This is a genomic window from Labrys sp. WJW (assembly GCF_001676615.1).
Lineage (GTDB): Bacteria > Pseudomonadota > Alphaproteobacteria > Rhizobiales > Labraceae > Labrys > Labrys sedimenti.
In genome coordinates, this window is sequence record NZ_LYXZ01000039.1 from 1 (window position 1) to 26,102 (window position 26,102).

The following is a 26,102-nucleotide window of genomic DNA, read 5'->3' on the forward strand; positions in this document are numbered from 1 at the left end:
CGGGGGGGGGGGGGGGGGCCCCGCCCCCGCCTCTTGTTGAGGCCGGCAAGCGGCAGGATGTCGGCCGCGCCGTCGCCGAACTTGGTATAGAAGCCCATCACCGCCTCGGCGGCATGGTCCGTGCCGATGACGATGCCGCGCACGGCTCCGGCGAGGCCGAACTGGGCGATCATGCGCTGGCGCGCCTTGATGTTGCCGTGGTGGAAATCGGCGCGCGGTCCCTCGATCAGGTCGCCGGCTTCGCGCGTGAGCTCGGCCATCATCGCATCGGCGGCCGGCTTGATGTTCACGGTGACGACGCGGTCGGCCTTGATGGTCGCCAAGGATTGCTGGGCGTCCTTTTCGTCTGCCTGTACGCCATAGGGCAGGCGCATGGCCAGGAACTGGGCGTCATAGCCTCCGGCCCGCAGGCGTTCGACGCCGGCCTGGGCCAGCAGGCCCGCGGTGAGCGAATCGACGCCGCCGGAGATGCCGAGCACATAGGCACGCCCTCCCGAAGCCTTGAGGTAATCGGCCAGGAAGGCGATGCGCCGCTCGGCTTCTACAGCGGGATCGAAGGCTTCGGGCACGATGATGTCGGGCGTGAGCGGTTGCGGCATGGTCGGCTTTCACGTGATTGAATCGGGTGACAACAGGCCATGTTCGTTTGGGAGCGTCAATATGGGCGCGGTGGTGGGGCGATCCGGAGATCGACCCACCTATCCACAAGCCTCCAGCCCCGGCCCCGTGCTCCCTTCAAGCGCATCTGCTAGCGTGCGACCATGACCTCCTCGCCCCAAAAACTCGATACCGCCGAGGCTTCGGCGCCCGTCACGCCGATGATGGCGCAATATCTCGAGATCAAGGCCGGCCATCCCGGCGCCTTGCTGTTCTATCGCATGGGCGATTTCTACGAGCTGTTCTTCGAGGACGCCGAGATCGCCTCAAAGACGCTCGGCATCGTCCTCACCAAGCGCGGCAAGCATCAGGGCGAGGACATCGCCATGTGCGGCGTGCCGGTCGTCAGGGCGGACGAATATCTGCAGCGCCTGATCGCCCATGGCCACCGCGTCGCGGTTTGCGAGCAGATGGAGGATCCGGCGGAGGCGAAGAAGCGCGGCTCCAAATCGGTGGTCAAGCGCGGCGTGGTCCGCCTGGTCACACCAGGCACCATCACCGAGGAAACCCTGCTGGAGCCGACGCGCACCAATCTGCTGCTCGCTTTGGCGCGCCTGCGCATCTCCGACGATGAGGCCCGCTATGGCCTTGCCTTCGCCGATATCTCCACCGGCGAGTTCGGCCTGTCCGAATGCGACGAGGCGGGGCTGTCGGCCGAGCTCGCCCGTCTCGACCCGTCCGAGATCGTGATGGCCGAGACGGTGCATGAGGATGCCGAGCTGGCCTCGCTCTGGCGCGAGAGCCGCGCCGCCGTCACGCCGGTCGGGCGCGACGTCTTCGACGGTTCCCAGGCCGAGCGTCGTCTCGCAGCCTTCTACGATGTCGGCACCATCGATGGCTTCGGCAGCTTCTCCCAGGCCGAACTGGTCGCCGCTTCAGGCCTGGTCACCTATATCCTGCGCACACAGGTCGGCCAGAAGCCGGCGCTTGAGCCGCCACGCCGGGATGGCGCCAGCGCCCATATGGCGATCGATGCCGCCACGCGCGCCAATCTGGAACTGACCCGCACCCTGGGCGGCGAGCGGGTCGGCTCCCTGTTCGATGCGGTCGACCGCTCGGTGACGGCGGCCGGCGGCCGCCTGCTGGCGCAGTGGCTGGCGAGCCCGCTGTTACAGCCCGAGGCCATTGCGCTCCGCCAGGATGCGGTGGCTTTCTTCGCCGAGCAGGCCCTGCTGCGCGGCCAGGTCCGTGCCCGGTTGAAATCGGCGCCGGATATCGCCCGCTCCATGGCCCGCCTTGCCCTCGATCGGGCCGGCCCGCGCGACCTGGCAGCCCTCCGGGAAGGGCTGACCGGCATTGCCGCGATCGAGGCCCTGCTGCGGCAGCGCGAGACCGAATTGCCGCCGGTGCTCGCCGGCATTCTCTCGGCCTTGGCCAAGCCGGACCAGGGCATGGCGGCGCGCCTTGCCGCGGCCTTGCAGGATGATCTGCCGCTGCTCAGGCGCGATGGCGGCTTCGTGCGCGCCGGCTATGACCAGGCCCTCGACGAGACCAGGGCCCTGCGCGACGAGAGCCGGCGCGTCATCGCCGGCCTGCAGGCGCGCTACGCCGAGGAGAGCCAGGTCCGCCAGCTCAAGATCAAGCACAACAACATGATCGGCTATTTCGTCGAGGTGCCGCAGCAGGCGGGCGAAGCCTTCCTGCAGCCGGGCCTTCGCGAGACCTACGTGCATCGCCAGACCATGGCCGGCGCCATGCGTTTTTCGACCGCCGAGCTCTCGACCCTGGAATCGCGCATCGCCTCGGCGGCCGAGCGCTCGCTGGTGAGCGAGCTTGCGATCTTCTCCGATCTCGCCGCGGCCCTTCTCGGTGACGGCGCCGCCATCCGGGCCGCCACCGAGGCTCTTGCTTTGCTCGACGTCATCGTGGCGCTCGCCGTGCTGGCCGACGAGGAAAACTATGTCCGTCCCGTCGTCGACACGTCGCTGGCCTTCGCCATCGAGGGCGGGCGCCATCCCGTGGTGGAACGGGCGCTGAAGCGCGAGGGCAAGCCCTTCGTCGCCAATGACTGCGAATTGAGCGGCGAGGGAGAGGGCAGCAAGGCTGCCGGCAAGATCTGGCTGCTCACCGGCCCGAACATGGCCGGTAAGTCGACCTTCCTGCGCCAGAATGCCCTGATTGCGGTGCTGGCGCAGATCGGCTCCTTCGTGCCGGCGAAATCGGCCCATATCGGCGCGGTCGACGCGCTGTTCTCGCGCGTCGGCGCCGCCGATGACCTGGCGCGCGGGCGCTCCACCTTCATGGTGGAAATGGTGGAGACGGCGGCCATCCTCAACCAGGCCGGATCGCGCGCCCTCGTCATCCTCGACGAGATCGGCCGCGGCACCGCCACCTTCGACGGCCTCTCCATCGCCTGGGCGGCGATCGAGAACCTCTCGGCCGTCAATCGCTGCCGCGCCCTGTTCGCCACTCATTATCACGAGCTGACCCAGCTGACGAAGAAGCTGCCGCGGCTGGCCAACGCCACCATGCGGGTGACCGAATGGCATGGCGACGTCGTCTTCCTGCATGAGGTGGTGCCCGGCGCCGCCGACCGTTCCTACGGCATCCAGGTCGCCAAGCTCGCCGGCATGCCGGCCGCCGTGGTGGAACGGGCGCGAGCCGTGCTGGCGCAACTGGAGGCGACCGACCGCCAGGCTCCGGCGGCTCGCCTGGTCGACGATTTGCCTCTGTTCGCCGCGGCCCCGCGGGCACCGGCCCAGCCTGCGGCCAAGGTGCCGGATGAGGTCACGGAAGCCCTCGACGCGCTCGATCCCAATGACATGACGCCTCGCCAGGCGCTCGACGCCTTGTTTTCCTTGAAAGCCAAGCGCGATAGCGCCAAGAAGGGGTAATTGGAGCGCGGACATCTTGTCCGCATTGCCGCCATCCACGCCTGGTAACGCCGCATCCGCAGGATGGGAAGAGCGGACAGGATGTCCGCGCTCCGACACTCTCCTTCCTAGAGCAAAGTGCGTTCAAGTGTGAACGCCCATTTGCTCTAACTCCTTGTTCCAACGCGTCTTTGCGATTCGAGGTGACCCCCCGTCAAATCGCAAAACGCTATAAGGCCTGCAATGCTCGACAAGCCCGATCGTGAGCTCCACCTCGTCCTCGACCGCATGGCGCTCGAAGCTGAGATCGACGCCTTGGCGCTGGAGCATGAGGGCAATGCCGACGCCCTCAGGCTGGCGGTGGTCACCCTGCTCAAGGCCACCCTGCGCGACGGCCGCGAGACCATCCGCACCTGGTTCAGCGAGGACCGCCTCGGCACGGCCTGCGCCCAGCGCCTGTCCTGGCTCGAGGACGAGATCATCCGCGCCAGCTATGCCTATGTGACGCGCTACGTCTATACCACCCACAACCCCACCGCTGGCGAGCGCATGGCCGTCATCGCCGTCGGCGGCTACGGCCGCGGCACCCTGGCGCCGGGGTCGGACATCGACCTGCTCTTCCTGCTGCCGGCCAAGCAGACGGCCTGGGGCGAGAGCGTCACCGAGGCCATCCTCTATGTCTTGTGGGACCTCGGGCAGAAGGTCGGTCATGCCACGCGCACGATCGACGAGTGCCTGCGCCTCGCCCGCGGCGACATGACCATCCGGACCGCCTTGCTCGAGGCGCGTCCGATCCTCGGCGACATGGGGCTGGCCAGCGAACTTGCCGCCCGTTTCGACCGTGAACTCGTCCAGCTCACGGCGGCCGAGTTCGTGGCGGCCAAGCTCGCCGAGCGCGACGACCGCCTGATCAAGGCCGGCAATTCGCGCTACCGGGTCGAGCCCAACGTCAAGGAGGGCAAGGGCGGCCTGCGCGATCTCAACACGCTCTACTGGATCGCCAAATATGTCTATCGCGTCAGGGATGCCGCCGACCTCGTCGAGGCCGGCCTGTTCACCCGGCGCGAATATCGCCAGTTCACCCTGGCCGAGGACTTTCTGTGGGCGACGCGCTGTGCCCTTCATTTCCTCACCGGCCGCGCCGAGGAGCGGCTGACCTTCGACATCCAGCGCGAGATCGCGGCTTTTCTGGGCTATTCGGACCGCGGCGGCCTGCGCGGCGTCGAGCGCTTCATGAAGCATTATTTCCTGGTGGCCAAGGATGTCGGCGATCTCACCGCCATCGTCTGCGCCGCACTGGAGGCGCGCCAGGAAAAGCCCAAGGCGATGCTGGATCGCTTCATCGCCCCCTTCCGCCGCAGTCAGCGCCAGGCCCTGATCGGCACCAAGGATTTCGTGATCGAGACGGGCCGGCTCAACGTCGCCAACGACCAGGTGTTTGCGCGCGATCCCGTCAACCTGATCCGCCTGTTCCACCTCGCCGACCTGCATTCACTCGCTTTGCATCCCGACGCGATGCGTCTCGTCACCCGCTCGCTCAAGCTGGTGAACGCTTCGCTGCGCGAGAATGTCGAGGCCAACCGGCTGTTCCTGGAGATCCTGACCTCGCGCAATGCTCCCGAGACCGTGCTCCGGCGCATGAACGAGGCCGGCGTGCTCGGCCGCTTCATCCCCGATTTCGGCAAGGTCGTGGCGATGATGCAGTTCAACATGTATCACCGCTACACCGTGGACGAGCATCTCCTACGTTCGGTCGGTGAGCTCGCCGACATCGATCGCGGCGAGGGCGGCGACGAGCATCCCCTCGTCAACGAGATCATGCCGACCATCCAGAACCGCACCGCCCTCTATGTCGCCACCTTCCTGCACGACATCGCCAAGGGCCGGCCGGAGGACCATTCGCTCGCCGGTGCCAAGATCGCCAAGCGACTGGGGCCCCGCCTCGGCCTGACGCCGGGCCAGACCGACACGGTGTCCTGGCTGATCGAGCAGCATCTGGTGATGTCGATGACGGCGCAGTCGCGCGACATCTCCGATCGCAAGACCATCGAGACCTTCGCCGGCACCGTGCAGACGCTGGAACGGCTGAAGCTGCTGCTCATCCTTACCGTGGCGGATATCCGGGCGGTGGGGCCGGGCGTGTGGAACGGCTGGAAGGGCCAGCTCCTGCGCTCGCTGTTCTGGGAGACCGAGCTGGTGCTGGCCGGCGGCCATTCCAATGTGGACCGGCGCGCCAGCGTGCAACTGTCCCAGGACGAACTGAGGGCGGGCCTGTCGGACTGGAGCACGGCGGAGATCGATGCCTATGTGGCGCGCCTCTACCCGCCCTATTGGCTCAAGGTCGACCTGCCGCGGCGGCTGCGCCACGCCCGCTTCGTGCGTGCCGTGCGCGAGCGCGGCGAGACGCTCGGCACCGAGGTCGCCACCGACGCCTTCCGCGGCGTGACCGAACTGACCATCCTCGCCCCCGACCATCCGCGCCTGTTGTCGATCATCACCGGTGCCTGCGCCGCCTCCGGCGCCAACATCGTCGATGCCCAGATCAACACCACCACGGACGGCCTGGCGCTCGACACCATCTTCGTCAGCCGCGAATTCCCACAGGACGAAGACGAGCTGCGCCGGGCCGGCCGCATCGCCCAGGCGATGGAGCAGGCACTCACCGGCACCATCCGCCTGCCGGATGCCGTGGCCAAGCGCAGTGCCATCAAGCCGCGCCAGAAGGCCTTCCAGGTCGCGCCCGAGGTGGTGGTCGACAATGAATGGTCGAACCGGCACACCGTGGTGGAGGTCTGGGGACTCGACCGGCCCGGCCTGCTCTACGACCTCACCACGGCGATCTCGCGGCTCAACCTCAACATCGCCTCGGCCCATATCGCCACCTTCGGGGAGAAGGCGGTCGACGTGTTCTACGTCACCGATCTCACCGGGGCGAAGATCACGTCGGTACAGCGTCAGGACAGCATCCGCAGCAATCTGCTGGCGGTGTTCCGGCGCGAGGGTAAATCGGGCTGAACGGGCTGCGGGCCGGCGCTGTGCAGCGGCCTTTCCGTGATTTCTGAGCGAAATCCTTATTGCAGCCTCTGCACCAGCTGCTGGTAGAATTTCTGCGAATCCCTGCCCATCGGAAGGTCGTTCTGGGCATTGGGGCCAACCAGGTCGGCGGTGACGACGCGGGCCCGGTCGCGCAGGGCCGACCAATCCGGCAAGGCCCATTGGGCCTGCGTAATGGTCGAGAGGATATAGAGCACATTGTAGCGTCCCGTCAGCGTCAGGCTCTGGACGGCGGGGCGCGCCAGCATGTTGACGAGGGCGCCGACGAGCATGCGCTGGTCGTCGGGCGAGACCGTTCCGTCGCGCACGGCCCGCACGAGATTGTCCGTGGTCGCCCGCCGCACGTCGCCATCGGGACCATCGATCAGGTTGACGTTGGCGAGCAGTTGCTCCCCGGCCGTCAGCTGGGGCATGGGTGGCGGCTTGTAGGCGCGGGACTGGTCGATGGCCTGCGTCAGCACGGCATTCGAATCGCGCAGATACATGTGCTGGGTTGGATTCAATGTCGGTGATGGCGTCTGAGCCAGGGCGAGCTTGGCCTGGGCTTCCTCGAGCGCGCTTTTCATCGCCAGCAACTGATCGTTGAGCTCTTTGAGTTCGGCTGCATGCTGAAATCGCTCGGTCTGGAGTCGCACGTCGGCCGCTAGGAAACGCTGGGCCCGTTTGTCATTGTCCGCCGACAGTTCCTCGGCCTGCCCGCGCAGGCGATCGGCTTCCTTGCGTGCATCGTTCTCCCGAAGAAAGGAGATGAGTGCAAGGATGGCGAAGGCAATGGACAGGACGAGCGTGACGATGAAGCCCATGCGAATATGGCGCGTCCGGCGTTCGGCCGCCGCGCTCGCGCTCACGAAGGCCTCGATCTCAGGGTCCTTGTCGCGATATCCGGCGGCTTCCACCAGGGCATTGCCGGTAAGCAGGTAGCCGGGCGCCCGGTTCGATCGGCGCCATTGATAGGCCAGGGCGCCGATGCGGATCTGGGCGCGGGCATCCTGCGCCGTCGCTTGTCGCTTCGGTCTCCTGGCCGGCGGTGTGCCTGCTGGCAAAGGCGGTTCCGGCGAGGCGAGATAGGGGGCGAGTGGCAGGTCGAGATCCGGCCTCGCGCCGTTGGTCGACCAAGCCAGCAGTTGCGTGCTCCAATAATCGATGATGCCCTGGGCGGCCTCGCGGTCCTCCTCCTGTCCAAGCCGCGCACCCGCCGCAGCGACTTCGTCCCGGAAAGCGGTGACACGATCGCGAAAGGCCGAGATCGCCTCCGGGGTATCGCCATCGCGCTGGCTGCTGGACTTGAGCAGCTCGAGATGTTCATGGCTGATATCCGCGAGGCTTGCGAAATCGTTCGGCGGATGAGCAGGCGTCTCGGTCATGGCACGGCCCCCAGAATGCTCCTCAGGCGGTCGCTGATCTGGAAGACGCTATCGAAATCCGCCTTCAGCCGGCTGTCGAGCGCAAAGAACTGAGCGCTGGCATTCTTCTGGAAACCCGAAAAGGACCGCTGCAGAGCCCGGATCGCCGGGGCGCTCTTGAGGTTGAACGCGGTATCGCGCTGCGCGATCTCGACATCCTGCAGGCAGGCGTCGATCTTGTCGCAATCTTCCGCGTCCACGGTCAGGTCCGCCCGCTCCAGGCCGAGCACGGCCAGGTTCAGCAGCATCGCCCTGGTCTCCGGCCACAGCGCAGCGATCTCGTCCACGATCAGGACACCGGGATCGTCCAGACAACTGGCGAGGATCGAGAGGTTCTGCTCCACTTTCTGCAAGCGATTATGGGTCGCGATCCGGCTCATCAAGCTACGCTGCAGGGCCCCGAGGGCGACGATGGCCTCGTCGAGCGCAGCCAGAAGGCCAGTGTCGGCTGCACCGATTTCGACCAGGGCGCTCGCCAGTTCCGGCAGGGGCAGCTTCGTCGCCGCGTCGAAAATGCCCTTGTTCAACTGCACCGACTGGCTGTCGCTGATCGAGGCGATCTGCCGGATGGCGATGAGCACCGGCCCCGGCCTGTCGGCCTCGAGCCCCTCCTGGCAGCGCTGCGAACTGCTTTCCAGGTCGTCGACCCAGGAAAGGTCGAGGCCGGCCAGGATCTCGTCCGCACCCGGCCTGGCGATCTGGGTGCGGATGGCGATGACGGTGGCGCGCACCTGCGAGATATAGACCTGCACCGTCTCGTAGCTGATCGGATTGTCCATGCTCGCCACGGCCTGCAACAGGATGCGGGTGTGGTTGATCTGGATGTGATGGAGGCTGTCGTGCAACCCCTTGTAGGCGGCCAGCAGGTTGATGCGTTGGCCGATTTCGGCAAGCCGCTGCTTCGATATGCCTGCCTTCTTCCGAACCTCGTCCTTGGCCAGGTAGGCGGCGAGGCTGTCGAGGCCGGAGACGACGGTGCCGACCTGCGAGGCCACGCTCGGCGGCGCGGTCAGGGCATCGGGGATCAGTTGCGTGACCAAGTCCCTGAATGCGGTATTGTCGTTCTTGGCATGCAGGACGATGGCGACGAAGTTCGTCAGGATCCCGCATTTTTGTGCCCAGTCGACGCAATCCCGGGCGACCTTGCGCCGGGGCTGTTCGGCAAAGCTTACCCCGGTGATGGCGACCGACGTGCCGTAGCAGATCTGCATGAGGTCGCCGAGTTCGCGAAAGGTGCACAGGTCTCCGATGGCATTGGAGATCGAGATGACGCTCTGAGGGGGGAGTGTGACGACGCCCATGCCGTTCTCCCTTCCTCAGGCCGGCGGGATGGCCGCGGCGAAGCCGGCCGCCTCGATATCCGCCCGGATCAGGCCCGCCGGGACGCCCTGGTTGAATTTCGGTTCGCCCCAGGCCGGATCGCCGAAATGATGGAGGGCGAGAAGCTGCCACTCCATGCTCAGGCAAGGTGAGCCCGAAGAGCCCGGATCGGTGTTGGTGGCATAGCGCAGCCTCGGCCGGCTTGGCGGGGCGGGCGTGGGCAGGATCGCCTCGGTGTCGATCGCCAGCTTGACGGGGCCGCCATGGGGATGCTGGGCGATGATCAGGGGCGAGCCTTGGCTCAGGGCCTCGTCCCGCTTCGGCAGGGCGAGCCAGCCGCGCTTGGTGCCGGCGGTCCCGGCGAGCTGCAGCAGCGCAAAGTCGAGCTCGGTCGTCGTGGGTGGCGGCTCGTCCGGCGCCTCGGTCATTTCGGCCGGCGCATAGGGACGATGGTGCAGCAGCGGCGTGGCGGACAAGGCGACCGCCTCGCCCTCGTTGAAGGAACCGTCGGCCTTGCGGGCATAGTCGAAGCGGCAGGAAATGGCGGTCATGCCGTTCTGTCCGGCGGCGGCCTCGACGACATGCCAGTTCGTCAGCACGGCCTGCGGCCCGACCAGAAAACCGGTGCCGGCCGGGCTGCCGTCGATCTCGATGCGGCAGACCCTGCGCAGCGTCTCGTTCATTCCGGCGATCCACAAGGCGGGATCGAGCATGTGCAGATGCGGCTTGACGTTGCGCTGCAGGCCGGGGCCGAGGGTCTCGGCGCTGGGCTGCGTGCCGCGATGGTCCTTGTCCAGCACCACCAGGTCATAGGGGTTGGTCAGGGTTTCGGCCGCCGCTTCCGGCGCCAGCCGCGTGATGAGCTGGCGAATATCGTCGCGATGCGGGCGGTTGACGTAGATCGCCTTGAGGAAATTGCCGGTCTGGCCTTCCTGTTCGAGGCGAATGACCAGTTCGCGCAGCACCGAGACCAGCGGCTGCCTCACATCGGTCCAGTAGACCTCGAGCTGATCGCCGGTCGCCACATAGACGAAATTGCCGAGATCATCGAGATTGACGGTCGTCGAGAGGGCCTTGGCCAGTTCAGAGACTTGCGCGCCTGTGAGCTTGTCCACCTTCGCCCCCTCTTGCCGCCCGGTGCTTGCCGCTCGCTCGACTATCCCGATGTCGGCTCCCGGCTGAGCGCCTGCTTGCTCGAGCTCCCTGTTTCGACGCGCCCTTGCGGTTCCAGCTGTCTCCGTCCAATCGCAAGACGCTTTAGCATAATCGCGTGAGAGCGCCGTGAATCCCGGCAGGGGCCGGACTTCAGCGTGGGGCGGAGGACGTCGGAAGGACGCCACAGCGCCAGATGTGGATGCCGGTGTTCGGCGAAGCCGGGATGGCAAGCAGCGCAATGAGAACCGCCTCCGTCGCGTGTGCTACGGAGGCGGGGAAAGGCACGAGGCGTGGAACGTGCCGCGTCGGCTCAGGTGCGGGCGCTGCCGGAAGAGCGCAGGCGGTCGAGGGCGACGGCGCCGATGATCACCAGGCCCTTGATGATGAACTGCCAGATGTCGGACACGCCGATCAGGATCAGGCCGTTGGAGAGCACGGCGATGATCAGGGCACCGATGAGCGTACCCCAGATCGAACCGATGCCGCCCACGAAGCTGGTGCCACCGAGGATGACGGCGGCGATGGCGTCGAGTTCGTAGGACTGACCAAGCTGCAGGCCGTTGGCGGCATAGAGCTTGGCTGCCGACATTGCCCCGCCGAGGCCCGCCAGCAGACCGGAAATGCCGTAGACGATGAGCAGGATCGACCAGACCTTGATGCCCGACAGCCGCGAGGCTTCGGCATTGCCGCCGATGGCGTAGATGCGCAGGCCCAGCACCGTACGGCGCAGGATCAGCCAGGACACCACCACCGTGGCGAGCGCGATCACCATCAGCCAGGGCACGCCGAACAGCGTGCCGTTGCCGATGAAGGCGAAGGGCAGGCTGGGATTGAAGATCGTCTTGTCTTCGCCGAACAGGCGGGCGAGGCCGCGCACCGCCGTCATCGAGCCGAGGGTGACGATGAAGGGTGGCAGGCGCATGAAGGCGATCAGCGCACCATTGACGAGGCCGAGCAGGCCGCCGGTCACCAAAGCGGCTACCAGCCCCATCATGCCCCAGCCCGGGATCAGCGAGACGATCAGGGCGATCATGGCCGAGGCTGCCAGCACCGAGCCGACCGAGAGGTCGATGCCGCCGGTGAGGATGACGAAGGTCATGCCGGCGGCCAGCACGGTGTTGATCGAGGCCTGCTGGGCCACGATCGACAGATTGTTCCAGCTCATGAAGCGACCGCTGGCCCAGGACAGGCCGCCGGATTCGACATAGCCCGACAGCAGCTGGAACAGGATGGCGATCAGCACGAGGGCCGGCAGCATGCCCAGGCCCCGCAGGGTGCCGGACAGGGCGAATTTGCGGCGGGCGGTATCTGCAGTGGAAGGGTTGGTGGATGTCATCGCACAGTCCTGCCTGTCTTGGGGGCCGTGTATTCCTGGGATCGCAGGCATCCCTGCGTGCTCTTCCTTTCCCGCGAGCGACCCGTCTCCAAGTGCAGGCAGTCGCGACATGCAAGCATGTCGCTGAGATGCCTGCGATCCCAAGAAGAGTCGATCTCGAGGCGAGCTGGTATGGAAGCCGGGTGCATCATGCGGCATCCTTCGCGGCTGAGGTCGCGATGGCCATGATGTTCTCCTGGCTGACCGCTTCGGCATTGCCGCCTCCGCCGAGTTCCCCGGCGATGTGGCCTTCGCGCATCACGATGACGCGGTCGCAGATACCGACGATTTCGGGCAGTTCGGACGAGATCACCGCAACGCCGACGCCCTCGCGGGCCAGCCGGTCGATCAGGCGGTAGATTTCCGATTTGGCGCCGATGTCGACGCCGCGTGTCGGCTCGTCCAGGATCAGCACGCGCGGCTTGGTCTCGAGCAGGCGCGAGAGCAGGACCTTCTGCTGGTTGCCGCCCGACAGGCCGCCGACCGGCGCGTCGGGCGAGGCGGTGCGGATGCCGGTGGCCTGGATCGCCTCGGCCGTGCGCCTGCGGCCCTTGGCGAGGTTGAGGAAGCCGCCGGCCAGGGCGTCGCGGGCGATCACACCCAGATTGATGTTCTCGGCCACCGACATGTCCAGCATCAGCCCGAGCAGCTTGCGGTCCTCGGTGAGATAGGCAATGCCGGCCTCGATGGCGTCCTGGGGCGAACGGATGCTGACTTCCTTGCCATCGACCGTCACGGTGCCCGATATCCTCGCATCGGCGCCGTAGATCAGGCGGGCCAGCTCGGTACGGCCGGCGCCGACCAGGCCGGCAATGCCGAGCACCTCGCCCTCGTGGATGTCGAAGGAGCAGGGCTGGATGCGCCTGCCATCGGCGATGTCGCGCACCGAGAAGATGATCCGGCCGCGGCTTTGGTGGGCGTCGTGCTCCTTCTTGTAGAAGGAGGAGAGGTCGCGTCCCACCATCATGCGCACCACCGCGGCGGGGGTGATCGCCTCGCGGTCCAGGGTTCCGACATAGGTGCCGTCGCGCAGCACCGAAACGCGGTCGGAGAGCTCGTAGACCTCCTTCATGCGGTGGCTGATATAGACGATGGCGAGCCCCTCCTGCTTGAGCTGGCGCACCAAAGCGAACAGCCGCTCGGTCTCGCGCTCGGACAGGGTGGTGGTGGGCTCGTCCATGATCAGCACGCGCGAGCGGGCATGGACGGCACGAGCGATTTCCACCAGCTGGCGTTCGGCGATGGAGAGTTCGGCGACCTTGTCGCGTGCGCTGAAGGTGGCGCCGAGGCGCTGCAGCACGCTTTCGACGCCGGCAACCATGGCGCCGCGGTCGATTAAGCCGGCCCGGCTCGGTTCGCGGCCGAGATAGATGTTCTCGGCCACGGTGAGATTGGGTGCGAGGGCAAGCTCCTGGTAGATGATGGCGATGCCCAATTGCTTGGCCGCCATCGGCCCCGAGATCGCCACCTTCTGTCCATCGATCAGGATTTCCGAGCCTTCATCCGGCGTGTAGGCGCCGGAGAGGATCTTCATCAGGGTCGATTTGCCCGCGCCGTTCTCGCCCATCAGGGCATGGATCTCGCCGAGCTTGACGTCGAGCGATACGTTCTTCAGGGCCTGGACCCGACCGAACGTCTTGGAAACATTACGCATTTCCAGAAAGGGATGCGTCTGGCCTGGGTTCATCCTGCCCCCGTTCTCATGCTGTTATCTCAGCAGTTGCGCCAATGTTGCAGCTGTTCCCTGGCTTGCCAATGATTTTGACTGGATTTGGTAAGCGGCGACGAAGGCCGGGCTCTGGCGAAGGCCGAGGCCGGCAAAGGCCTCGATGTCGAGCACGGCCAGGGGATCGCCGCTCTTCAGCCGCTGCCAATCGGCCTCGCCGATGCGCGGCTCGAAGATATCGAAGGCAACACCCTGATCGTCCACGCCGCCGAGATAGCGGGCAAAGCAGGCAAGCAGGAAGGCCTCGCGCGCGAGGTCCGAGCCACCGGCAATCAGCTGGCCGATGGTCTTGCCGTGGAAGACCACGATCTTGGAGGCACCGTCGCCGGCCACCCGGAGAAGCTGGTCCTTGATCGCCGGATTGGCGAAGCGCTCGATTACCGTGTCGGTGAAAGCTTGCGTCGAATAGCCCGCTGGCGGTTCGACCAGGCGGCGAACATCGCGCTCCCAGAAGGCGTGGAGCAGGCGGGGAATGTCGGGATAACGCATGCCTTCGTCGACCTGGCGGCCCCCCATCAGCAGGGACGGGTAGCACATCAACATATGCGCGGCGTTGGAGAGCCTGCCCTTCACCGCGACATAGGCCGGCACCTCGCTGCTGAACACCACGCCAGCCCGTTCGAGCTCGGGGCGGCCGGCGCAGAAACGGTCCTCCACCACCCAGCTCGTATAGGGTTCGCAGGTGGCGGCGACGAGATCCTCGACACCGATGCCGGCGGTGATGCGCCGGCGCTCGTCCTCCGGCACCTGCGGGGCGATGCGGTCGACCATCGAATTGGGGAAGGCGCCATTCGCCTCGATCCAGTCGGCAAGGCCGGGATCGAGGGCTCGGGCAAAACCGACTACGCCGAGGCGCGAGGTGTCGCCGTTGCGGGGGAGATTGTCGCAGGACATCACGGTGAAGGGCGGCAGGCCAGCCTCGCGACGGAGCGCCAGCGCAGCCACGATATAGCCGAACACCGTCCGGGGCGGGCCGCCATCGAGATCGTGGCGGACGTCGGGGTGATCGAGACGAAAAGCGCCGGTGGTCTCGTCGATGTTGTAGCCGCCTTCGGTGATGGTGAGCGAGACGATGCGGGTGGCGGGATCGGCGAGGCGGGCCAGCACGGCTTCCGGATTCGCCGGGGCATGCAGATAGTCGATCATCGCGCCGACGACCTGCGTTTCCGTCGGGGCCGGGGAGGTGAGCTGCGTCACGGTGTAGAGATTGTCCTGCCGGCGATAGGCTTCCGCCTTGGCCCGCGCGGCGGCGCCGTCCGTCAGCCCTACGCCGCAGATCGCCCAATCCTCGTGCCCGGGATGGTGCAGGCAGCCCTCGATGGCGATGGCCTGGTGCACGCGATGGAAATTGCCGACCCCGAAATGCACGATTCCGGCCCGCAGCCGGCTGCGATCATAGGTCGGCCGGGTGACGGTCGGGCCGAACGAGGCAAGCGTCGATGTGTCGAGCGGGGGCATTTGCGTGTGCTTTCAGGCGTTGAAAAGGCCTCCCCCGGGGGCGGGAGGAGGCCAGCTTATGTCAGATGGCGACGTCAGTCGTCGTGCTTGGCATTCCATCCCTTGTAGTCGCCGACATTCTCGCGGGTGACCAGGGCTGAGGGAATCAGGATGACGGGTTTCTCGGGCTTCTTGCCGTTGACCAGGTCCATCGCGGTCTGCGCCGAGACCTTGGGAATGGCGTAGAAATCCTGGCTGGCGGAGGCCTTGATCATGTCCAGCGCCGGATCCTTCAAGGCGGCCTCGATGTCGGGAGAGCCGTCGACCGAGGTGATGAAGAACTCGCTGCGGCCCGCCTGCTTGGCGGCGAGCGCCGTACCGATGGCCTGCGGATCGTTGATGGTGAAGATTGCGTCGATCTTGGGGAAGCGGGTCAGGTAGCCCTGCGCCACGGCCATGCCGCCGTCGCGCGATCCCTTGCCGTCCTGGTCGTCCGACAGGATCTTGATGTCGGGATATTTGGCCAGGACCTGCTTGCAGCCCACCACGCGGTCGATCACCGAGGAGACCTGCGGCCCGTTCTGGATGACGACATTGCCGGCGCCCTTGAGCTTGTCGGCGATGTACTGGCAGGAAACGCTGCCGGCCATGATGTTGTCGGTCATCACGATGGCATCCGCGCCCTCGGCACCGGTGTCGAAGGCGATGACCGGGATGCCGGCCGCCTGGGCCTTCTTGATGGCGGGCGTGATCGCCTTGGGGTCACCGGGGTTGAGCAGGATGAAATCAGCGCCGGCTGCGATGAAATTGTCGATCTGGTTGACCTGCTTGCCGAGGTCGTAGTCGTAGCCGACGGTGGTCACCTGCGCCTGGGGATAGGCCTTCTTGATGATCCGGGTCGCGGTGTTGGCGATGATCACGAAGCCGGGATTGCCGAGCGATCCCACCGATATGCCGACCGTCTTGACCTCCTTGGCCAGGGCAGGGGCCGATATGCCCGTGACCAGGGCCGCACCGGCCATGGCGATGCCGGCGAGGCATTTCAAAGCCTTCATGATTTCCTCCTCATGAATGAGATCGATCTCATTTTATTATAAAAACTTACAAACGAATTGATGCACGAGAAGGCAGGCCTGTCAACGCTGGTCCGCGATCAAGGCGCGAGATCGAAGACCGATTCCCGGTCGATCAGGATGGTCGGCATCTCGACATCCCGGCCGGCTTCGCCGCCCTGGATCTGCCGAACCAGCAAATTGACGGCTGCGCGCCCCATTTCATGGATCGGACGCTGCACCACCGAGATCGCCGGCGTGAGGGCGCCCGACCACGGCGATTCGTCGAAACTGATGAGGGCGACATCCCGCCCCACCGCCAGGTTCAAGGCGCGGCAGGCGGCCAGCACCCCGATGGCGATTTCCTCGCATGTCGCCAAGATCGCGGTAGGCCGTGGATCGGCACTGAGAATCGACGTCGCAGCGTCGATGATCATCTGGGGATTGTTCGGCGTGTAGCGCAGCCAGTCCTTCGGCAGGTCGAGGCCGGCGGCCGCCAGGGCCTCGCGCGCACCGAGGACGCGATCGCGCGCGCTCGAGACGGCGCCCCGCGGCTCGCTTTGCCGATGCGAGGTGGCAGCGGCAGTCAAGACGACGAGGCCGATGCGGGTGTGTCTGCGGGCGATGAACAATTCCACGGCCTCGCGGGCACCGCCGCGGTCATCCGTGGTTACGGCGCTGACCGGAATGTCCGCGATGCGGCGGTCGAGCAGCACCATGCGTCCCTCGCCTGCGCCCGCCTTCTGCAGATGCTCGTTGTGGTCGGGCGAGGACGGCACCACGATCATGCCGGCGACGCGCTTCTCCATCAGGGTCTGCACGGCCTCGATCTCGGTCTTGAGATCGTCGTCCGTGTTCACGATCAGGGTCTGATATCCCAGGGAGGCGCAGGTATCGATGATCGCCCGGGCCGCGCTGGCGAAGAAGGAATTGCTGATGTCGGCGAGCACCACCCCAATGACCTGGGTGCGGCCCGCCCGCATGGCCCGGGCCGCTTCGTTGAGCCGGTAGTTCAGCGTCCGGGCCGCCGCTGCGACGCGCTCGCGCGTCTCCTCGGTGACCAGGCCATAGCCGCCGAGAGCACGGGCCGCCGTCGCACGGGAAACCTTGGCAAGACGGGCGACGTCCAGGAGGCGGGCAGGACGGGAAGGACCGGCTCTCGGACTTTCCTCGTCGGTTTTCTTGTTTTGGGTCATGCCTCTACTTGGTGCAGGAGGCTTTCTTTGGCCAAATTGGAAAAGTATTTGCAGTCGCGGAGAGCCTGCCTACTCCCTTTACGGTAGAAAGGCAAACCATCCGCGCCTGTTGGCGGCCGATCCCGCCCGATCAAGATCAGGCTGTCGGTTGTTCAGCAAAGTTTGGAAATAGTCGGCCTTTTTAAAGTCATCGGATCGCCGCGATGGCAGCGGACACCTCGCGGATACTGCTGCCGCCCTGAATGGGGGAGGCGGTGGTGACGAAGCAGGACCTTGACCCTGCAGGGGTCGTTTTCAATCGTTTCGGCCTGGGGCCTCGCCCCGGCGACCTGGCGAGGCTGGGCGGCGATCCGCGTGCGGCCTTGCGGGCGGAGCTTGCCAAGCCCGATATCGCCCTGATCCCGGTTGTGACGGATGCGGACCTCCTGCCGGGTAGCGCCGCAGCCATCCAGGCCGTCATGAACGAAAACCTGCAGCGCAGGATGGAGCGGATGACGGCGCCCGCCGCCATCCAGATGGGCCCGGAAGGCAAGGCCGCCGCGTCCGCCGCTCCCGTCCCGCAGGGGCCGATGAAGCCGGAGCCGCCCGTCGAGGCCCGGCTGCTGAAGGCGGAGGGACAGGCGCGCTTTGCCAAGGCAATGGAGGCGGAAATCGGCTTCGTCGAGCGCCTCGTCGCCTTCTGGTCCAACCATTTCTGCGTCTCGGTCGCCAAGGACAACATCGTGCGGGCCGCGGCGGGCGCCTTCGAGCGCGAGGCGATTCGCCCTTTCGTGCTGGGCCGCTTTGCCGACATGCTGGTCGCCGTCGAGCATCATCCGGCGATGCTCTATTATCTGGACAATCAGCAATCCATCGGCCCGGGCTCGCGGGCAGGGCGCAACCGCAACCGCGGCCTGAACGAGAATCTCGCCCGAGAGATCCTCGAACTGCATACGCTTGGTGTCGGAAGCGGCTACAGCCAGGCCGACGTGACCGCCTTCGCCCGCATCCTCACCGGCTGGATGGTGGCGGGGCGGGAAGGGCGGCTCGGCGAGCCCGGCAGCTTCGTCTTCAATGCCAGCACGCATGAGCCGGGCGACCAGGTCTTCCTCGGCAAGACCTATCCGGCCGGCGGCATGGGCCAGGCCGAGGCCGTGCTCAACGATCTTGCCCGCCATCCCGCCACGGCCCGGCATATCGCCACGAAGATCGCGCGCCATTTCATCGCGGACGACCCACCGGCCTCCATGCTCGCACGCCTGGCGGAGATCTTCATCAAGACGGACGGCGATCTTCGTGCCATCGCCGTGGCGCTGGTCAACGCGCCGGAAGCCTGGTCGCAACCGCTGGCAAAGATGCGCTCTCCCCTCGATTTCGTTCTCGCCTTGCGGCGCGGTATCGGCCCTGGCCCGGATGCTGATCCCGGCCAGACCCTCAATTGGCTGGCGGCGCTGGGCGCGCCCTTGTGGCAGCCACCTGGCCCGAACGGCTTTTCCGATCTCGTCGATGCACAGGCGTCCCCGGCGGGCATGGCGATGCGCCTCGACATCGCCTGGCAGGCGGCGCGCCAGGCCAGGGCTCTTGCCGAGCCCGCCGATCTCCTGAATGCCCTCATCGGCCCCTCGGCGTCGGCAGAGACACGCCAAGCCGTCAGCCGTGCCGAATCGCGGCAGCAGGCGGTGGCATTGCTCTTGATGGCTCCCGAATTCCAGAGGAGATAGCCATGCATCCATTGTGCGAGCGTCCGCATCCCTCCCGTCGCGCTGTCCTGCTGGCCGGCGGCACCCTGTTCGGCTGGGCCTATCTGCCGCGTTTTGCCCGAGCGGCCGGCGCGAGGGATCCGCGCCTGGTCGTGCTCGTTCTGCGCGGAGCGCTGGACGGACTCTCGACCGTGGCGCCGGTCGGTGATCCCGATTATCGCGGATTGCATGGCGATATCGCCCTGGCGCTCGACGGACCGCATCCGGCGCTGCCCCTGGACGGATTCTTCGCCCTGCATCCGGCCATGCCGACCTTTGCCCGGCTGTTCCAGGCCCGGCAGGCGCTGGTGGTGCATGCCGCTGCCACCGGCTATCGCGAACGCTCCCATTTCGACGGGCAGGACGTGCTGGAGAGCGGTTTTCCGGGGCCGGGCCATACTGCGACGGGCTGGCTCAACCGCGCTCTCGCCAGTCTTCCCGCCGGCGACCGCGTCGCGCCGCAGAGCGGTCTCGCCGTCGGGCCCTCGACGCCCCTGGTGATGCGCGGTGCCGCGCCGGTGCTCGGCTGGGCTCCGCAAGTGCTGCCGGATGCGGGCGATGATCTGGCGGCGCGCCTTCTCGATCTCTACGACCACCGTGATCCGATCCTCGCCTCCGCCTTGCGCAGGGGGCTCGAGGCCGAACGCATGGCGGCCGGGGATGGCATGGGCATGACCAAACGCAAGGGCGGGCTCGACAGCGCCGCCGGCATGCGCCAGGCGGCCGAGGGGGCGGCCCGCCTGATCGCCGCCGATGACGGTCCGCGCGTGGCGGCGCTCGCCTTCGATGGCTGGGATACCCATGTCAACGAAGGTGGAGCAACGGGCCGGCTCGCGACCCTGCTCGGCGGCCTCGATGGCGCTTTTGCAGCGTTCGAAAGCGGCTTGGGCCAGCATTGGCAGGATACGGTCGTGGTCGCCGTCACCGAATTCGGCCGCACCGCGCGCATCAACGGCACCGAGGGGACCGATCATGGCACCGGGACGATCATGCTCCTGGCGGGCGGTGCCCTCAAGGGGGGGCGCGTCGTCGCCGACTGGCCAGGCTTGAAGATCGCCCAGCTTTACGAGGGCCGCGATCTCAAGCCGACCACGGATATGCGCAGTGTGCTGAAGGGATTGCTCGCCGACCAGTTCGGCCTCTCGCCCATGGTGTTGGGATCGGCTGTCTTCCCGGATTCGATGCCGGTTCAACCGCTGGCAGGGCTTGTTGCCTGAAGCGTCGGGGTCGCAATCAAATCAGTCAATCCGTTTAGGATTGTGGCTCAATTCTGTCTATTCGTCACAATAATTACTGATTTATTAGGAAGAAATATTCCAAATAAACCATTGTTGTTCATCGAGTTTTAAGATGGATTGCGATATTTTACTGACAATGCTGGGGTAATCAAATCGGAGTTCCTGTTACAATGACGATGAAGATCTGCCTTTCAGCCGCGATTCTTTGTGTGACGACAGCCTTGGCGGTTACGCCCGCCTTTGCGGGCGACGGCCGCACCGGCGCTTTCGTCGGCGGCGCAGCGCTTGGGGCGGTCGGCGGCGTCCTGCTCGGCCAGGCGCTGGCCGATCGTCCCGCCCCGCCGCCGCGGCCTGCACCGGTGTATGAGCCGGCCCCGGTCGCCTATGATCCCTATATCGATCGCCTCGATCGTCTGCATGCAGGCTGCGACAGGGGCGACCGCCGGGCCTGCGTCCAGTTCGGCGAAATGATCGGCGCCCATCGCGAGCGCGTGGCGGAATGGCGCCGGACCCATCCAGACTTCTTCGAGTGGGAATAAGGCATTTTGCATCCCCGGGAACGGGCGGGCGTTTCGGAAACGCCCGTTTCCCAATTATCCATCCGATGCGAGCTGAAGAAAGTTCAGCCGGTCGGCCTCATCGTGATCATGCAGGCAATGCCGGGGCTCACCACGAAGCGCTGGTTGAGACAGCGGATGGTGGCGAAGCCCTCGGTAACGACCCGGGCCCTGCCGATATCGCCATCGGAATCGCCGCGCATCACGCCGAGATCGAGCGTGTCCTGCTCGATGTCGTAATCACTCTTCTCCGGCCCGATCGTGTGCAGCAGGCTTTCAAGGTGGGCGGTGAAGTTGATCAGGTCCGCAGGGCTGGCCCGGTCGCCCACCAGGCCGATCGAGTCGATCGCATTGCCGGCGAGGACGATGGTCATCGAGGTGGGTGAACGGGACGTGCCGATCGAGCCGGTGACATCGCCCCTCGGCGTGATCGTCGTCAGATATTCGGCGTCGTCGAACGTGCAGGCATAGGACTCGTCGTCCTTCCCTCGGCAGGCCCGGATCGGATCCAGCCCGTCCCGGACGAGGCGCGCATCGAACATGTCGATCAGGCGTCGTTCCGTCAGCGGTGCGGATTGGGCCTGGACTGCGCCGAACAGGGCGCTCGTAAAGAATATGGATAGCAGCAGGCGCATGGCCGTAGCGAACTCCGGCCCCCCGAGGGGATTAAGCACCTGCTGCCTTAAACATTGATGAAAGCGGCCGGTCGATGCCACTCGTCACAGGACCCCGCCGCCTCAGGCCGCGCGGACTTCCTGGACCTCGGGCACGAAATGGCGCAGCAGGTTCTGGATGCCGTTGCGCAGCGTGGCCGTGGAAGAGGGGCAGCCCGAGCAGGCGCCCTTCATGGCGAGATAGACCACGCCTTCGCGATAGCCACGGAAGGTGATGTCGCCGCCATCGGCCGCCACGGCCGGGCGCACGCGGGTCTCGAGCAGGTCCTTGATGGTCTCGACCGTGTCCTCGTCCGCCTCGTCGAAGAATTCCTCGCCTTCCTCCAGCGGCGCGACATCCGCGTTGAGGATCGGCACGCCGGAGAGGTAATGCTCCATGATGGCGCCGAGCACGGCCGGCTTGAGGTGCTGCCACTCCACGCCCGAGCGGGTGATGGTGATGAAGTCCGAGCCGAAGAACACGCCGGCGACGCCCTCGATGGAAAAGAGCTTCTGCGCCAGCGGCGATTGCACGCCCTCGGCGGCATTCGTCATGTGCAGCGTGGTGCCTTCGGGCAGCACTTCGCGGCCGGGCAGGAATTTGAGGGTCGAGGGATTCGGCGTCGCCTCGGTCTGAATGAACATCTTTCTCTCCGCTCCAGCAACCGGGTCAAGGCCGGTCAGGACCTCTCAATTATAGAAGGAGCTGCGATTTGGGCGCAATGCCCTCCACCGCTTCGACCAGCTTGTCGAGATCCTGCGGGCGCGACAGGCGATGGTCGCCATCCTTGATCAGCGTCACCGTCACGTCGTCCTCGGCCAGACTCTCGACCAGTGCCATGGCATGCTGCCAGGGCACGTCCGGATCCTCCATCCCCTGCAATATATGGACGGGGCAGCCGGTTTTCACCATGTCGCCGAGAAGAAGATGATTGCGGCCTTCCTCGATCAGCGCGCGGGTGATCGGATAGGGCTCGGGCGAATAGTCGGAGGGGCGCAGCCAGGCGCCCTTGTCCATGATCTCGCGCTTCACCGCGTCAGGGAACTGGTTCCACATCAGCCGCTCGGTGAAATCGGCAGCGGGCGCGATCAGCACCATGCCGGCCGGTGCCAGCGGCGTGCCGGCCAGCGCCCGCGCAGCCAGCAGGGCGATCCAGCCTCCCATCGAAGAGCCGACCAGGATCGGCGGTGTCTTCACGCCCTCGCGGATCACGGCCAGGGCATCCTCGAGCCAGGAGCCGATGGTGCCCTCCTCGAAGCGGCCACCTGATTCGCCATGGCCGGAATAATCGAATCGCGTCACCGCCCGATGGTGACGTGCGCCCCATTCGGCCAGAAAACTGGCCTTGGTCGCCTGCATGTCGGAGCGGAAGCCGCCGAGCCATACCACATCCGGGCCGCGTCCGGGCTGGTGACGCCAGGCAATCGTGCGGCTGGACGGGCCTTCGCCGACGCTGATCATGGCGGGGTTGCTGGTCATCCGGTCACTTCCTCTTGCTGGTGCGGCGGCGCGTTCTGGGAGGACGCCCGAAAAAATATGCGGGGCCGGCCCGAAAATCCTGCGCTGCATCACCTTTCATTTAGAACATGGGGCGCTCTATAGAGGGTGTCATGGACCAACGTCCATTGACCACCCTCATCATCACGCCGAACCAAGCCGGAAAAATCTGCACCCATGTCCGATTTCTCGTCCAAAGCTCGCCCGGTCGGCCGACGGCCGAAGGAGGAACGCTTTGCCGGTATCACCGTGCTGCAGATCATTCCGGCCCTGGATGCCGGCGGTGCCGAGCGCACCACCATCGACATCGCCGATGCGCTGACGCGGGCGGGGGCCCGGGCCCTTGTCGCCACCGAAGGCGGTCGGCTGGTCGGCGAGCTGCAGGCCCGTGGCGGCCTTTGGATCCCGTTCAACGCCTCGACCAAGAATCCGCTGCGCATCTGGGGCAATGCCCGCCGGCTGGAACGCCTGGTGCGCGAGGAGAAGGTCGATCTCATTCATGCCCGCTCGCGCGCTCCGGCCTGGTCGGCCCGCCTCGCCACCAAGAAGCTCAGCCTGCCCTTCGTCACCACCTATCATGGTGCCTATTCGGCGAGTTCCGAATGGAAGAAGCGCTATAACGGCGTGATGGCGCAGGCCGATGTCGTCATCGCCAATTCGAATTTCACCGCCGCCACCATCAAGGAAAACTGGCCGGAGGCGGCGGAGCGCCTGCGCGTCATCCATCGCGGTACCGACCTGACGGCCTTCACGCCCTCGGCCGTGTCTTTCGAGCGCGTGGAGACGCTGCGCCGGGCCTGGAACGTGGCGCCGCATCAGCGCATCGTGCTGCTCCCCGGCCGTCTCACCGGCTGGAAAGGCCAGCGCGTGCTGATCGATGCCGCCGCCATCCTCAAGCAGAAGGGCATCGAGGACACGGTCTTCGTCCTGGCGGGTGATGCCCAGGGCCGGGACGGCTATGTCGCCGAACTCGAGACGCGCATTGCCGAGCGCGGCCTCAAGGGACTGGTGCTGCGCGTCGGCCATTGCAGCGACATGCCCGCCGCCTATCTCTCCGCGGCAGCGGTCGCCATCCCGTCCACCAGCCCGGAAGCTTTCGGACGCACGGCGGTGGAAGCGCAGGCGATGGGCTGTCCGGTGGTGGTGGCCGACCATGGCGCCACCTCCGAAACCGTGCTGGCTCCGCCGGAGATCGTCGGCAATCTGCGCACGGGCTGGCGTACGCCGGTGGGCGATGCCGAAGCCTTGGCGGAAGCCCTGCACGAGGCGCTGACCCTGGGTGCTTCGGCCCGCGATGGCCTTGCGGCGCGGGCCCGCGCGCATGTCGAGGCACATTTCTCGCTGGACGTGATGTGCAATGCCACGCTCGATGTCTATGCCGAACTTCTGATGAAGAGCCGCAAGCTCAAAGACGAGTGAGCCAAAAGCCGCGAATTGTTCGCCGCATGGCGAGCCCGTGACAGTCTATCGGGCTGATTTGTGATCTAAATTTCGCGCATCGGGCATGAAAGCGTTGACTTCCGGGCGCTTCGGCAACATCTTCCCGCATCCGGGCGCGGGCTTCGACGCGAAGCCGCCGGCTTGCCCAAATCAATTCATGGTAGAGGAGTTTACCGCCATTCGTCGCCCTATGAGGACAAACGCACCCGTCGTCAAGGACGGCCCGCGCATCAATGAGGAGATTCGGAACCGCGAAGTCATGCTGATCGATCAGGACGGGCAGAATCGCGGTGTCACCGACACCAGGGCGGCGATCGCCATGGCCTTTGAAGCCGGACTGGACCTGGTTGAGGTGGCCGCCAATGCCGAGCCCCCGGTCTGCAAGATCATGGACTACGGCAAGTTCAAGTTCAACGAGCAGAAGAAGGCCGCCGAGGCCCGCAAGAATCAGAAGACGGTCGAGATCAAGGAGATCAAGCTCCGGCCGGCCATCGACGATCACGACTATGACGTCAAGATGAAGGCCATGAAGCGCTTCTTCGAGGAAGGCGACAAGGTCAAGGTCACCTTGCGCTTCCGTGGCCGTGAAATGGCGCATCAGGAGATCGGCTATCGCCTGCTCAACCGCGTCAAGGATGACACCGGCCTGATCGCCAAGGTGGAATCCGATGCCTCGCTCGAAGGCCGCCAGATGGTGATGGTGCTGGCGCCGCGCTGATCGAGCCGGATAGATGGAGTGTCGACCTCTCAGCTCCATCGATCGATGGGGTTGAGAGGTCGAGACGCCATATCCATGGCGGTTCCGGGCCGCCATCGTCGCGCCATGTTCCGGGCACAGGAACAGACAGTTCATCTGTTTCGTGCCGTCCCATGGTCCGTTCCCTGACATTCCGGCGTTTCGCCTTTCTGACCCTTCTCGCCGCGGGTGGCGTCTTTGTTGACGCAAAGGTCCTGCCGCGCTGGTTTCCGCAGGCCTTTGGCGGGGTCTGGGGTGGATTGGCCGCCCCCGACAATGCCAATGTGCCCGCCTCCTTGCGCGACCTGCCGGTCGTCGTGATCAAGGGCAAGCGCGATGACGGGCCGGTTGCGATCCTGCTATCGGGCAATGGCGGCTGGTGGGGCATCGACGACGGCATCGCCGAGGGACTTGCCCGCGCCGGCGTGACCACGATCGGCCTGAACAGCCTGGCCTATTTCATCCATCGCCGTTCTCCCGAGGAGGTTGCGGCCGCGATCGACAGGATGGCGGCCGCGATCGGCCCCGACCGGCCGGTCATCCTGGTCGGCTATTCCTTCGGCGCCGATATCGCAGCCACGATCTATGCGCGCCTGTCCGACGACCTGCGTGCGCGCATTCGCCAGGTCTCGCTGCTCGGCCTCTCGCGGGAAGCCGACTACGCCGTCGGCTTCATGAAGGTCGCCGGTGGGCGCAGGGCGACGATCCCAGCCGTCGCCGCCATAGACGGCCCCCATATCCAGTGCTTCCATGGTGCCGATGAAGGCGCGCGGTCGGGCTGCAACGATGTCGATGCCGGCAAGGTGCAGGTGGTCGAGGTGCCGGGCGGCCACCATTTCGACGGTGATTACGACAGGATTGCCAGCCTCATCCTTGACGGCATGCCGTCCCTGCCGCCCAACGATCCGATTCGCTATGCGGGGATGGACCGATTCGCCTGGCTGGCCCATCCGGCAGGGATGGACCTTCAGGCTGGAAAACACCGAAACGATTGAATCCCCCGGTCGCGCTATTTATGTGTGGGCAGCAGTTTCTTGTTTCCAAGCCAATTCGTCGGATTGGCTCGGGCGTCTT

Annotated in this window: 20 protein-coding genes; 8 read left to right on the forward strand and 12 right to left on the reverse strand. The window is 65.9% G+C overall.

Annotation, left to right across the window (positions count from 1 at the left end):
• On the reverse strand, window positions 1-599 hold a 599-nt coding region (gene nadE / locus BA190_RS22545; RefSeq protein ID WP_068292607.1), incomplete at its 3' end, for an ammonia-dependent NAD(+) synthetase.
• Window positions 600-761: 162 nt separating this feature from the next.
• On the opposite strand from nadE, the gene mutS reads away from it, so the two are divergent.
• Entirely contained in the window at window positions 762-3,491 is a 2,730-nt protein-coding gene (gene mutS / locus BA190_RS22550; protein WP_068292611.1) for a DNA mismatch repair protein MutS, read from the forward strand.
• A 222-nt stretch (window positions 3,492-3,713) separates the two neighbouring features.
• Window positions 3,714-6,485, forward strand: coding sequence for a [protein-PII] uridylyltransferase (locus BA190_RS22555; protein ID WP_068292614.1), 2,772 nt, complete (start codon window positions 3,714-3,716; stop codon window positions 6,483-6,485).
• A 56-nt stretch (window positions 6,486-6,541) separates the two neighbouring features.
• Here the strand turns inward: BA190_RS22555 and BA190_RS22560 are convergent, their stop codons facing one another.
• From BA190_RS22560 to BA190_RS22595, 8 genes are all read right to left on the reverse strand, one after another.
• Window positions 6,542-7,888, reverse strand: coding sequence for a hypothetical protein (locus BA190_RS22560; protein ID WP_068292616.1), 1,347 nt, complete (start codon window positions 7,886-7,888; stop codon window positions 6,542-6,544).
• A complete protein-coding gene (locus tag BA190_RS22565; RefSeq protein ID WP_068292619.1) occupies window positions 7,885-9,228 on the reverse strand; it encodes a hypothetical protein in 1,344 nt (447 codons plus the stop codon). The genes BA190_RS22560 and BA190_RS22565 overlap by 4 nt, the downstream gene beginning before the upstream one ends.
• A 15-nt stretch (window positions 9,229-9,243) precedes the next feature.
• The gene (locus BA190_RS22570; protein WP_068292622.1) at window positions 9,244-10,362 is read right to left on the reverse strand and encodes a trypsin-like peptidase domain-containing protein; all 1,119 of its coding nucleotides are present in this window, start codon (window positions 10,360-10,362) and stop codon (window positions 9,244-9,246) included.
• A 350-nt stretch (window positions 10,363-10,712) separates the two neighbouring features.
• Window positions 10,713-11,738: a ribose ABC transporter permease gene (locus BA190_RS22575; protein ID WP_068292624.1), complete on the reverse strand. Its 1,026-nt coding sequence runs from the start codon at window positions 11,736-11,738 to the stop codon at window positions 10,713-10,715.
• A 187-nt stretch (window positions 11,739-11,925) separates the two neighbouring features.
• Window positions 11,926-13,464, reverse strand: a complete 1,539-nt coding sequence (locus BA190_RS22580) for a sugar ABC transporter ATP-binding protein (protein ID WP_068292626.1) — start codon at window positions 13,462-13,464, stop codon at window positions 11,926-11,928.
• A gap of 21 nt (window positions 13,465-13,485) precedes the next feature.
• A complete protein-coding gene (locus BA190_RS22585) occupies window positions 13,486-14,961 on the reverse strand; it encodes a mannitol dehydrogenase family protein (protein ID WP_068292628.1) in 1,476 nt (491 codons plus the stop codon).
• A gap of 74 nt (window positions 14,962-15,035) precedes the next feature.
• Entirely contained in the window at window positions 15,036-15,995 is a 960-nt protein-coding gene (locus BA190_RS22590; RefSeq protein WP_068292631.1) for an ABC transporter substrate-binding protein, read from the reverse strand.
• Window positions 15,996-16,093: 98 nt separating this feature from the next.
• Window positions 16,094-17,188 (reverse strand): LacI family DNA-binding transcriptional regulator, encoded by a 1,095-nt coding sequence (locus tag BA190_RS22595; protein WP_068292635.1) that lies wholly within the window; start codon window positions 17,186-17,188, stop codon window positions 16,094-16,096.
• Between the two features lie 242 nt (window positions 17,189-17,430).
• Between BA190_RS22595 and BA190_RS22600 the strand changes: the two genes are divergently transcribed.
• The 3 genes from BA190_RS22600 (at window position 17,431) to BA190_RS22610 (ending at window position 20,683) form a co-directional block, all read left to right on the forward strand.
• Window positions 17,431-18,888 (forward strand): DUF1800 family protein, encoded by a 1,458-nt coding sequence (locus tag BA190_RS22600; protein WP_068292637.1) that lies wholly within the window; start codon window positions 17,431-17,433, stop codon window positions 18,886-18,888.
• Window positions 18,889-18,890: 2 nt separating this feature from the next.
• Entirely contained in the window at window positions 18,891-20,123 is a 1,233-nt protein-coding gene (locus tag BA190_RS22605; protein WP_068292639.1) for a DUF1501 domain-containing protein, read from the forward strand.
• Between the two features lie 230 nt (window positions 20,124-20,353).
• Window positions 20,354-20,683 (forward strand): hypothetical protein, encoded by a 330-nt coding sequence (locus tag BA190_RS22610; RefSeq protein ID WP_156771664.1) that lies wholly within the window; start codon window positions 20,354-20,356, stop codon window positions 20,681-20,683.
• Window positions 20,684-20,766: 83 nt separating this feature from the next.
• Here BA190_RS22610 and BA190_RS22615 read toward each other — a convergent pair whose 3' ends face one another.
• The 3 genes from BA190_RS22615 to BA190_RS22625 form a co-directional block, all read right to left on the reverse strand.
• Complete coding sequence (locus BA190_RS22615; protein ID WP_068292645.1) at window positions 20,767-21,336, reverse strand: hypothetical protein; 570 nt, start codon at window positions 21,334-21,336, stop codon at window positions 20,767-20,769.
• A gap of 102 nt (window positions 21,337-21,438) precedes the next feature.
• The gene (locus BA190_RS22620) at window positions 21,439-21,999 is read right to left on the reverse strand and encodes a NifU family protein (RefSeq protein ID WP_068292648.1); all 561 of its coding nucleotides are present in this window, start codon (window positions 21,997-21,999) and stop codon (window positions 21,439-21,441) included.
• A 49-nt stretch (window positions 22,000-22,048) separates the two neighbouring features.
• Window positions 22,049-22,834, reverse strand: a complete 786-nt coding sequence (locus BA190_RS22625) for a carboxylesterase (RefSeq protein WP_068292656.1) — start codon at window positions 22,832-22,834, stop codon at window positions 22,049-22,051.
• 195 nt (window positions 22,835-23,029) lie between these two features.
• Between BA190_RS22625 and BA190_RS22630 the strand changes: the two genes are divergently transcribed.
• The 3 genes from BA190_RS22630 (at window position 23,030) to BA190_RS22640 (ending at window position 26,023) form a co-directional block, all read left to right on the forward strand.
• Complete coding sequence (locus tag BA190_RS22630) at window positions 23,030-24,271, forward strand: glycosyltransferase family 4 protein (RefSeq protein ID WP_068292658.1); 1,242 nt, start codon at window positions 23,030-23,032, stop codon at window positions 24,269-24,271.
• A gap of 199 nt (window positions 24,272-24,470) precedes the next feature.
• Complete coding sequence (gene infC / locus BA190_RS22635) at window positions 24,471-25,010, forward strand: translation initiation factor IF-3 (RefSeq protein WP_371260377.1); 540 nt, start codon at window positions 24,471-24,473, stop codon at window positions 25,008-25,010.
• 152 nt (window positions 25,011-25,162) lie between these two features.
• Entirely contained in the window at window positions 25,163-26,023 is an 861-nt protein-coding gene (locus BA190_RS22640) for an alpha/beta fold hydrolase (RefSeq protein WP_068292666.1), read from the forward strand.
• Window positions 26,024-26,102: the final 79 nt, after the last annotated feature.